The sequence below is a fragment of the Mesorhizobium sp. M7A.F.Ca.MR.362.00.0.0 genome (genome assembly GCF_004023175.1).
Classification (GTDB): Bacteria; Pseudomonadota; Alphaproteobacteria; order Rhizobiales; family Rhizobiaceae; genus Mesorhizobium.
In genome coordinates this window covers 1-10,591 of sequence record NZ_RZTF01000228.1, presented here as the reverse complement: position 1 = coordinate 10,591, position 10,591 = coordinate 1, and the positions used below count along the sequence as shown (strand labels likewise).

Annotated in this window: 9 protein-coding genes and 1 pseudogene; 5 read left to right on the top strand and 5 right to left on the bottom strand. The window is 63.0% G+C overall.

Annotation, left to right across the window (positions count from 1 at the left end; translation table 11 throughout):
* Both EOC06_RS43355 and EOC06_RS23995 read left to right on the top strand, forming a co-directional pair.
* Positions 1-161, top strand: a pseudogene (locus tag EOC06_RS43355) (chromate transporter); the annotation flags it as partial.
* 64 nt (positions 162-225) lie between these two features.
* Entirely contained in the window at positions 226-624 is a 399-nt protein-coding gene (locus EOC06_RS23995) for a hypothetical protein (protein ID WP_127317745.1), read from the top strand.
* 45 nt (positions 625-669) lie between these two features.
* Here EOC06_RS23995 and EOC06_RS23990 read toward each other — a convergent pair whose 3' ends face one another.
* The 3 genes from EOC06_RS23990 to EOC06_RS23980 all read right to left on the bottom strand — a co-directional run bounded on the left by EOC06_RS23990 (position 670) and on the right by EOC06_RS23980 (position 5,345).
* Positions 670-1,899 carry an aromatic ring-hydroxylating dioxygenase subunit alpha gene (locus EOC06_RS23990; RefSeq protein ID WP_128308952.1) on the bottom strand — a complete coding sequence of 410 codons (1,230 nt, stop codon included), beginning with the start codon at positions 1,897-1,899 and terminating at the stop codon, positions 670-672.
* Between the two features lie 173 nt (positions 1,900-2,072).
* Entirely contained in the window at positions 2,073-3,662 is a 1,590-nt protein-coding gene (locus tag EOC06_RS23985) for a trimethylamine methyltransferase family protein (protein ID WP_127271378.1), read from the bottom strand.
* Between the two features lie 189 nt (positions 3,663-3,851).
* Positions 3,852-5,345, bottom strand: a complete 1,494-nt coding sequence (locus EOC06_RS23980) for a PLP-dependent aminotransferase family protein (RefSeq protein WP_027039660.1) — start codon at positions 5,343-5,345, stop codon at positions 3,852-3,854.
* A gap of 356 nt (positions 5,346-5,701) precedes the next feature.
* Here EOC06_RS23980 and pgi point away from each other — a divergent pair, with 356 nt between their 5' ends.
* Both pgi and EOC06_RS23970 read left to right on the top strand, forming a co-directional pair.
* A complete protein-coding gene (pgi, locus tag EOC06_RS23975; protein WP_128308951.1) occupies positions 5,702-7,345 on the top strand; it encodes a glucose-6-phosphate isomerase in 1,644 nt (547 codons plus the stop codon).
* Positions 7,346-7,350: 5 nt separating this feature from the next.
* On the top strand, positions 7,351-8,073 hold the full coding sequence (locus tag EOC06_RS23970; protein ID WP_127267316.1) for an HAD family hydrolase: 723 nt from the start codon (positions 7,351-7,353) through the stop codon (positions 8,071-8,073).
* A gap of 115 nt (positions 8,074-8,188) precedes the next feature.
* Here EOC06_RS23970 and EOC06_RS23965 read toward each other — a convergent pair whose 3' ends face one another.
* Positions 8,189-8,548: a helix-turn-helix domain-containing protein gene (locus tag EOC06_RS23965; protein ID WP_127267317.1), complete on the bottom strand. Its 360-nt coding sequence runs from the start codon at positions 8,546-8,548 to the stop codon at positions 8,189-8,191.
* A gap of 114 nt (positions 8,549-8,662) precedes the next feature.
* Between EOC06_RS23965 and EOC06_RS23960 the strand changes: the two genes are divergently transcribed.
* The gene (locus EOC06_RS23960; protein WP_128308950.1) at positions 8,663-9,541 is read left to right on the top strand and encodes an NAD(P)H-binding protein; all 879 of its coding nucleotides are present in this window, start codon (positions 8,663-8,665) and stop codon (positions 9,539-9,541) included.
* Positions 9,542-9,802: 261 nt separating this feature from the next.
* Here the strand turns inward: EOC06_RS23960 and EOC06_RS23955 are convergent, their stop codons facing one another.
* A complete protein-coding gene (locus EOC06_RS23955; RefSeq protein ID WP_127267324.1) occupies positions 9,803-10,435 on the bottom strand; it encodes a methyltransferase in 633 nt (210 codons plus the stop codon).
* Positions 10,436-10,591: the final 156 nt, after the last annotated feature.

The following is a 10,591-nucleotide window of genomic DNA, read 5'->3' as shown; positions in this document are numbered from 1 at the left end:
CGGGGCTGGGCATGAACGTGCCGGTGCTTTCGTCCATCGACTGGCGTGCGGCCTTGCTATCCGTGGCCGCCATGGTCGCCATCCTGAAGCTGAAAGTCGGCATGCTGCCGACACTCGCGCTATCCGCCCTTGCAGGGGTCTTGCTGGCGGCGGCTGGTTAGACAGCACCGCCTTTGTAATCCGCCTGCCCACCACCTAAGTGGGCTGGAAACGGAAGGAAACATCATGGCCGGACGGCGCTCTTCCCTTGGCTTCCTCGGAATGTTCGGCCGTTCGGGCGACTTGAGGCAGCTCGACGATGCATTGCGCGGCGCCGATCTGCATCCAGCCCTTGTGCCGGAGGGCGTGAAGCTTACCATCGTCAACCTGATGAAGGATCGCTGGCCCGACGAGCCGCCGCCGGGCACCTATGCGTCGGTGGCACAATTATGCAGCTATTGCATCGCGGGTCCGGAAACCTTCGAGCAAGCCAATGGCCATGAGCGGACGCTGGAAGCCGAGCGTCGCATCGAGGCGGCGCTTGAAACCGGCGACAGCCTCGACGCGCAGATCGTGCTGATGACGCTGCATGCCAAGCTCATCAACGCTGAAGTCGTCGACCGATACGGGCTCAGCGCGGAATGACGCGAAAGGCAAGATCTGCCTGATCCCCTGCGGCAGCCGAGCCGATCAGGCCCGGCTGATCTCCTCGAGATACCAGCCGATGTAGCGCAGTTCGTTGTATTCCATCGGCGCGATCGGTCCGGGCACGAAATAGTGCGAGCGCACGCCGCGCGCGGTGTGCTCGATGATCTTCTTGTCCTCTTCGGTGGTGACCTTCCACAGCCAGGTCAGCTTCTCCAGATCGTAGTCCTGGCCTTCGACCGCGTCGCCGCGCACCAGCCAGATCAGCTCCATCTCACAGGTACCAGCTGTTTTCGGGATGAAACGATAGATCATGCCGTGATCGGGATAACAGACGAGAAAGGTCGTACCGCCAAGATGGATCGACGTCACGCCACCATCATAGTCGGTGAAACGGCCCATCAGCGGCGCGACCGGCGAGCCGTCCTTGCTGCCGCTGGAAACGCCGTCATAGAGCGCATAGCGGAAAGTGTGGATCGCCTCCTGTCCGGCGGCCGAGTTCTGCCAGCGGTTGGCGCTGCCGATCTCGATGCCGAGCGCGCAGGTGCGTTGCTCCATCGCCGCATTGAGCTGCTCGATCATCTCGGCCGGTTTTTCCAGCGCATGCGTCTGCGAATATTCCGGATGCGCCGGCCCGCAATGGTAACATTCGACATAGTTCTCGACGGCGAGCTTCCAGTTGGCGTCGAGCGCATAGGACTGACGATACGCCACCTTGGCGTCGCCCCAGCCATATTGGCCGCAGCTCGTGCGCAGCGACTGTTCGATCGGATCGAAATCGAGCGGCGTCTCGGCGAAGGAAATGAAGACCAGCCCGGAAGCGACGCGGACATGAAGCTTCTTCAGCCCGTGCGCCGAGCGGTCGAAATCCTTTGGCATCAGGCGCGCGGCACGCAAGGATCCGTCATTGGAATAGGCCCATGCGTGGTAGGGGCACACGAACATCTTCGCATTGCCCTTCTCCTTGGTGCAGACCTCGGCACCACGGTGGCGGCAGACATTGAGCATGGCATGCACGGTGCCATCCATGCCGCGTGTCAGGATGACCGCCTCGTCGCCCAGTTTGAACAGCTCGAAATCGCCGGGGTTCGGGATAACGCTGGCATGCGCCAGGCAGTGCCAGTGGCGGCGAAAGACACGTTCCATGTCGCGCTCGAAGATCGCCGGATCATGATAGAAGGCACGCACCAGGCCGTGACCTGGCCGATGAGATGCCACCAGCCGATCGATCGCGTCGCCGTCGGTGGGTGCTTGCTGGATAGGATGCACACTCATTTGTCGTTCTGCCCGATGGTTGATCCCGGAGCAATTCCAGGAAAAGTGTGAAGCGGTTTTCTGTTCGGAATTGCGTCAAACGAAGAGCGCAATTCCAGGAAAAGTGTGAAGCGGTTTTCCGTCCTGAATTGGCTCCGGGTGGTGGCTGTATGGCTGCACGAACTCGTCTCCGGTCAGGCGCCCATTTGCGTGCGCGGCAGGTGGATCAGGTTGCCGAAGCGGGCACGCAATCTGTCGTCGACCTGTTTTGGCACGTGGCGCGGAAATCGCTCGGCAAGAATGCGTTTCTTCTCGGTGATCGCACGCAGCAATATATCAGGCCGGCCTTTTTCGTTCCATTCCTTCGGCGAGGAACGATCGCCGAGGGCGGGATAGAAGTGCTCGGTCTGCATCAGCTTGAGCGTTTGTTCGTTGTCGAGATAGTGGCCCGGACCCTTGAGGCAGACCTCGGCGATGCTGTCGATCGACAGGGCCTCGTCAGTCACGTCGATGCCACGCGCGCAGCCCAGGCAATGACCGAGCATGTCGTTGTCGATGACCAGGCTTTCCAGGCAGAAGCCGAGCAGCGAGGCATGCATGCCGGCCGCCTCGTAGACGAGGTTGAGGCCGGAGAGGCCGGCCATCACATTGGTGATGCCCTTTTCGTAGCCGGACTGAATGTCGGGCAGTTTCGAATCCGTCATGCCGGCGGCGGAGCCACCGGGCAGGTCGTAGAATTGCGCCATCTGGGCGCAGGCCGCCGTTGCCACCGACTGCTCTGCCGACCCGCCGGCCATGGCGCCGGTGCGCAGGTCCGACATGAACGGCCAGGCGCCGAAGATCGCCGGATGGCCGGGCTTGAGCGCGTTGACATAGACCAGGCCGGCCAGCACTTCGGCCACCGCCTGCACGACGGCGCCGGCCATCGCCGCGGGTGCCGTCGTGCCGGACTGGCCGGTCGACAGCAGCAGGATCGGGATGCCGCCCTCAACGCAGGCCTCGAGCACGCCGCAGGCATCCTCGGCGAACTTCATCGGCGGCACGACGAATGAGTTGGAGTTGGAAACGAACGGCCGGGCACGGAAATTCTCCTCGCCGCCGGCGATGGCGTACAGCATTTCAAGCGCAGGCTTCACGTTCTCACGCACGGTGAAGGATGTTCCGACGTGCTTCGATGTTCCCATCACACAGGCATAAAGCGTGTTGAAATCCATCTCGAGCGGATCGGCGATGTCGCGCGCCACCATCGGCCGCTGGAAGAAATGGATGTTGTCCAGCCCGTCGACGATGCGGGCGGCATCATAAATATCCTGCAGCTTGGACTCGCGGTACTCGCGCTTCTCCAGATCCACCAGGTGCACGGCGATGCCTGCCGTGCCGTAGTGCACGCGCTTGCCCTGGACCACCATGTCGTGCCTGGGGTCCTGGCCATGAAGCGTGAAATGTCGTGCCGCCCGCTTGATGGTGTCGAGCACGAGCGCGCGCGGAAAGCGGACCCGGCCATCGTCGCCGTGGACCGCCCCCACCTTGGTCAGCACCTTTATGCAGGAAGGAATGGCGTTGGCGAAACCCACTGTCTCCAAAAGCGTCAGCACGCCCTCGTGGATACGCTCGCGGTCATCCCCGCGCAGCGGCCCGTAGCCGCCACCCTCGATGGCCTTGTGCTGTGGTCTGGTATCCTCCACCAGGGGAGATGATCGCATGGCATGTCCTGTTTCGCGAAGACCGGAGCGCTGCGGACGACGGTTCGCCGGCGTGTCCTGCTGTTCGACAGCCACTGGCATGGAAGCACTCCACCTTCGTCGGCAGGAACTCGTGGCGGTTGGTCCACCATCGGCCTGCTTCTTCCCCTGACGCCGACTATGCCGCTGGCACTGGCCCATCCTATGGGCCAGCTGGCCCAGTTCCATGTGCCAGAACTAAAATACCGGAGCCGCTGCGAACGGCTCCGGTCACGAGAGATCGACGATGGATCAGGCGGCCGCGGGTCTGCGTCCGGCGGCCGTGGCCAGTTCGCGAATGCCTGGCTCGATGTGCTGCAGTGCGATCGACGAGATGCCCAGCCGCATGAAACGCGAAGGCTTTTCAGTGCGATCGAAGAAACGGTCGCCTGGCTCGATGATGACGCTGCGCGAGGCGGCTGCCTCGGCCAGCCCGCGCGAATCGGTGCCGCGTGGCCCTTCGAGCCACAGCGACGTGCCGCCGGCCGAATCGGTCGAACGCCATTCCGGCAGGAAGGCGGAAATCGCATGGACTAGCCGCTTGCGCCGCTCGTCGAAGGCTGAAGACAGCCGCCGCACCAGCGCCTCGTGGTGGCCGAGCGACAGGAATAGCGCTACGGCGCGCTGATTGTTGGCCGGCGGGTGACGCAGCATGAAGCGGCGCAGCGCCCTGAGCTCCGCGATCAGTCCGGCGGACGCCACGATGTAGCCGAGCCGCAGGCCCGGAGCCAGCGTCTTGGACATCGAGCCGACATAGACGACGCGGCCGGAGCGATCGAGGCTCTTCAGCGCTTGCTGCGGTGCCTCGTCGAGAAGCTGGCTGTCATAGCCGTCCTCGATGATGATCTGGTTGTAGCGGTTGGCGCGCGCCAGAAGATCCTGCCGCCGCTCCGCCGACAACGGCACCATGGTCGGGCAATGATGGCTTGGCGTGACGAAGACGAACCCGGAATCGTTGGCAATAGAAGTAGTTACGATGCCGGACTGGTCGACCGGCACCGGCTGTATCTCAGCGCCCGCAAGGCGGAAGATCGAGCGGGCGTCGGGATAGCCCGGGTCTTCCATCGCCACCTTGGAGCCTTTGGACATCAGCAGCGTCGCCAGCATGTAGAGCGCGTTCTGAGCGCCCAGCGTGACGATGATCTCGTCCGGATTGGCGAAGATGCCGCGCCGGGGCAGGAGCCGCGCCTGGATCTGCTCGATCAGCAGCGGATCGTCACGGTCGACCATGTCGGACGCCCAGTTACGGATTTCCAACACGGCAAGCGCCATGCGGTTGCACTCGCGCCACTCGGCGGTCGGGAACAGCGCCGGGTCGAACTGCCCGTAGACGAAAGGGTAGGACGACTTGATCCAGTTCTCGTGCTTCGCTGGCGGCGGCATGTCGCTTGCGGCGATCTTGCGGCGTGCCTTCCAGTCGATCTCGTTGGCCTGGTCGGGCGCCTTCTGGTGCGGCTTGGCCGGTGTCGCCAGCACATCGGGATTGACGAAATGGCCACGCCGCTCGCGCGCCACCAGGAAACCCTGGTCGACGAGCTGCTGGAACGCCAGCACCACGGTTCCGCGAGCCACGCCAAGTTTTTCGGCCAGGATCCGGCAGGAAGGAAGCGGCATCGAAGCGGCGATCTGGCGGTCGAGAATGGCGGCTACGATGGCCTGGCGGATCTGCGCCTGCAGGGTTTGGCCGGATTCGGCCGAAATCCGGAACAGGCCGGACCATATCGCCGTGTCGTTTCGCTGTGGCATGGGAGATTTCCTCGATGGCCAGCCTTTTTCGCTTGGCTGGACCAGCCGAACGTAACCGTGGCACAAGGGGTTGCGCCAATCAATTTTTCTGATCGTTGGGATTTATGCCAGTGATCCTTCACGTCCTTTTGATGCCGCGTTGCGGCATCCTGGGGTGACGCGGCGCCTCATCCCGGCGATGACACCGTACGTGACGTCTGCGTCATCGCCGCGTGACGTCTGCGTCATCGCTGGGTGACGGTGTGCGTCATCGCTGCGCATTGAATCGGGTGGAGTTCGGCCCGATAGATTGTCGCGACGACACGCGCCGGAAACATCCGGTCCGTAATGATGGCTCGAGGTCTCGGAGTTTGGCAGTGGATCAATCGTCCTTTCAAAAACAGCTCGCCGCCTTGCGTGACCACCGCGCGGCGGTGCCCGCCAGCATGCGCCAGGCCTTCGCCGCCGATCCTAAGCGGTTCGTGGAATTCTCCGCTGCCGACGGCGATCTGCTGCTCGACTGGTCGAAATGCGCGGTCGACGCGACCACCATGGATCTGCTGGAAAAGCTCGCCCAGGCCGCCGATCTCGAAGGCCGCCGCGCCGCCATGTTCGCCGGCAAGAAGATCAACGTCACCGAGGACCGTGCCGTGCTGCACACGGCGCTGCGCAACCTGACCGGCAAGGGTGTCACCGTCGATGGCCAGGACGTTAAGGCTGACGTCATCGCCGTGCTCGACGCCATGGGCGCCTTTGCCGATGCCGTGCGCTCCGGCAAGGCGGCCGGCGCCACCGGCAAGAAGATCACCGACATCGTCAACATCGGCATCGGCGGTTCCGATCTCGGCCCGGCCATGGCGACGCTGGCGCTGGCGCCCTATCATGACGGGCCGCGCGCGCATTACGTTTCCAACATCGACGGCGCCCATATCCACGACACGCTGAAGGGGCTGTCCGCCGAGACCACGCTTTTCATCATCGCTTCCAAGACCTTCACCACCGTCGAAACGATGACCAACGCCGAAACCGCTCGGAAATGGGTGCAGGAAGCCCTGGGTAAGGAAGCGGTCGGCAAGCATTTCGCCGCCGTCTCCACCGCGCTCGACCTGGTGGCCAAGTTCGGCATCGCGCCCGATCGCGTCTTCGGCTTCTGGGACTGGGTCGGCGGCCGCTATTCGCTCTGGGGCGCCATCGGCCTGCCGGTGATGATCGCTGTCGGCCCGCGGAATTTTCGCGCCTTCCTCGATGGCGCGCATGAGATGGACGAGCATTTCCGCACCGCGCCGGTGCAGGAGAACCTGCCGGCGCTGCTTGGACTGGTCGGCTGGTGGCATCGCGTCATCTGCGGCTACCCGGCGCGCGCCGTCATCCCGTATGACCAGCGCCTGTCCAGGCTGCCGGCCTATCTGCAGCAGCTCGACATGGAATCGAACGGCAAGAGCGTCACCCTCGAAGGCACAGAGGTGACGACGCCGACCGGACCGCTGGTCTGGGGCGAGCCCGGCACCAACGGCCAGCATGCCTTCTTCCAGCTGCTGCACCAGGGCACCGATTTCATCCCGGTCGAGTTCCTCGCCGCGGCGGTCGGCCACGAGCCGGAACTCAAACACCAGCACGATCTGCTGCTCGCTAACTGCCTGGCGCAGTCGGAAGCGCTGATGAAGGGCCGCACGCTGGACGAAGCCCGCGCCCAGATGCTGGCCAAGGGCATGAAGCCGGCCGAGGTCGACAAGATAGCGCCGCACCGCGTCTTCTCGGGCAACCGGCCCTCGCTGACCATCCTCTACCGCAAACTCGACCCACGCACCTTCGGCCGGCTGATCGCGCTCTACGAGCACCGCGTCTTCGTCGAGGGCACGCTGTTCGACATCAACTCCTTCGACCAGTGGGGCGTCGAGCTCGGCAAGGAACTGGCCACCGGCCTTCTGCCTGTCGTGGAGGGCAAGGAAAGTGCCGCCAAGCGGGATGCATCGACCGCTGGCCTTGTGGGATTCATCCACCATTTGCGTGGCGCGGAGTGAAAAGCTTGGCAGACATCAAGGGAATATTGTTCGACAAGGACGGCACGCTTGTCGACTTCAACGCCACCTGGCTCGGCGTTGCCGACTTCATGGCCATGGATGCGTCCGAGGGCGATCGCTGGAAAGCCGACAGGCTGCTGGCCGCCGCCGGCTTCGATTTCGCCAACAAGCGCTTCAAACCGGACTCGATATTTGCCTCCGGCACCAATCTCGACGTCGTCGAATTGTGGTTCCCGCGCCTGTCCAACGAGGACCAGATGCTTGCGGTTGCCCGTTTCAACGAAATCACCTCGGTGCAGGGCTCGGCAATGGCCGTGGCGCTGCCGGGCATCGTCGACACGTTGACGGCCTTGCACAGGAAATCCTACCGGCTTGGCGTCGCCACCAACGATTCGACCAGCGGCGCGGAAAAGACGCTGGTGACGCTCGGCGTCGCCCAATTGTTCGACGCGGCCTATGGTTACGACGCGGTGGCCAATCCGAAGCCGGCGCCCGACACCATCCTGGCTTTCAGCGACCTCACCGGCCTCAGGCCGGCGGAGATCGCCATGGTCGGCGACAACAGGCACGACCTCGAAATGGCGCGTGCCGGCGGCTGCGGGCTGGCAGTCGGCGTGCTCTCCGGCACCGGCACCCGCGAATCGCTGGCCGGCATTGCCGATGTGGTCCTGGATTCGGTCGCCGACCTGCCGGATTTTCTCTCGGCGCGGGTCAAGGAGACGATCTGACGGCGGAGGCCGGGCAAATCAACTTGGGCTTTCCCGCCCACGGCTGAGATTGGTGGAAAGGAGACGGGCTGTTCCCTCAAAGGCGGACCTTGGTCCACCGCCAGATTTGGGACCGCTACGCACCTGCAGAAGGGCGCGATCGATTTTGCACGATCAGGGCTACCTCGGACGTATGATGAGTTCCCCATTCGCACAAGGGCGCGAGTACTCCGGCCAGGCTTTGACCAAAGTCGGTTAGTTCATACTCGACGTGCGGCGGCACCGTCTGAAAGTCAATGCGACGAATAACGCCATCATCCGTCAGTTCTTTCAGGTGCTGGATCAGCATTTTCTCGCTCACGTTGGTAACGAGCCTGCGGAGTTGACCGGTGCGTTTGGGCCCGCTGGCCAGATGATAGACGACAAGCGGCTTCCACTTGCCTCCAAGGATGGCAAGAACCGCTTCCAGGCCGCATTGGAAATTTGTCTCGGTCACGTCGATCTCCGAATTTTGGCACTTACCAAATAGTCGGTACTGGTTTGCAGGTCTGTTCTGACTTACCTGGATCGGACGACGGTGTCGATGTGCAAAAGCCCAAAGGAAATCACCATGGCCAAGATCCTCGTAACCGGCGCAACCGGCAATATCGGCCGAAAAACTCTCCAACATCTCCTGAAGCGGTTGCCCGCCAGCGATCTCGTCGGCCTGGCCCGCGATCCCGCCAAGGCGGCCGATCTGGCGGCCGATAGGATTGAGATCCGCCAAGGCGACTATCTCGACTATGACGGACTGGTGCGCGCGTTCGAGGGCATTGATAAGCTAATGCTCGTATCCGCCACCGCCTTTACCGATCGCAATACCCAGCACCAAAATGCCATTAGCGCAGCTCGGCAGGCGGGCGTTAAGCACATCGTCTATATGCCGATCATCCACGAAGCAGGATCCGCCTTCACCTTGCCGGATATCACCGAGCAGGATTTGTTCGTCGAGGAAAAACTGAAGGCATCCGGCCTAGCCTACACGCTCGTCCGTCATCCGCCCTTTATCGAGAGCATCTCATTCTACATCGGCGAAAACGCCTTGGAGACCGGGGTTCACGTGCCGGCTGGTGCGGGCAAGGCGGGCTATGCCAGCCGTGACGACCTGGCAGAGGCGCATGCCATTGTGCTGAGCGAAGAAGGCCATGAATACAAGACATACTCGCTGTATGGCGATCCCGCCGTATCCTTCGCGGATGTCGCACAGATCCTGTCGGATGTCAGCGGCAAGCGAGTGCCGTTTGTTTCCGGCTCGGATCACGATTACATCGCCCACTTAGTGGCGGCGGGTCTGCCCGAGCAGGCCGCCCGCTTCGCGCTTGTGTGGGTGCAAGGCATCAACGCCGGAGAATGGGGCGGCACGGCGGGGGATCTCGAGAAACTCTTGGGCCGCAAGCCGATGACAGCGGCCGAGTTCTTGCGGGCCAACCATGCGGCACTCCAAGCTTGAGACGGGGACCTTGAAGAACTGAGCGTTAGACAACGCAACATCGACATTGCCGGGGTGATGGCAGCAACGCGCCATCCCGCCGTTTTGCGACTCGCCGAGCCACCCTACGACGCCCGAATAACGCGCCTTGGATCATACCCCAATTTTGCGCCGCCGAATGTCAGCTCTGTATGGCAGCCTTCTGGCAGTCGTACTCACCTGACAAAGGTCCGGAACGAGGTCGAACCCGGCCATTCCGAGTGACTGGGATTGATCTCAGCGTCAGCGCTCTTCCGCCTCAAACGAAAAGACACCGCTCGGCTTGGTCGCAGCACCCTTCGCGTCGCCGAAATCCGGCACCTGGTATTCGGCGAGCAACCGCAGTCGGGACAGCGGCAGATCGTTGCGACGGGGATCGCCGACCAGCACGTCGATGCCGGCTGCCAGGCAGCGATCGAGGAACGGGGTGATGCGTAAAGCAACGTCGCACCCGTAGAAAACATCGCCTGCGAGCACGAGGTCAACTGCCGGCGGCGGGCCGGCGGTGATGTCTTCGCCTATTATCGTGATGGCAACGCCGTTGGCGACCGCGTTGAGCTCGAGAGCGGCAACGCCGTTGCGGTCGATCTCGGCGGCGATCACTTCGCGCGCACCGGCCTTGGCTGCGGCGATGCCAACGAGGCCGGAACCGGCGCCAAGGTCGAGCACGCGGCGTCCCGCCACGGTTGTTGGATGGTCAAGGACATAGCGTGCGAGCACGGTGCCGCCGGCCCATGCATAGGCCCAGTAGGGCGGTTGTGGCTCCGGCGCGTCTTCCGCATCGTCTTCGGGCTCGACGAGCCGCCTCAATCCGCTGCCGGGGTGAGCTGTATAAAACTGGATTTCTGGAAGCGCAGGCACGGGGACAAGGCGCATGTTCGCCTTGATGAAGGTTGCCGGGTCGAGGCGTGAGCATCGATCCAGAGCATCGTTGTCGGCAAGATCGCCGTCCACTATTCGCGCAGTGCTCGCCGCAGGATCTTGCCGACCGGCGTCTTCGGCAGCTCGGTCCTGAATTCTATGTATTTGGGC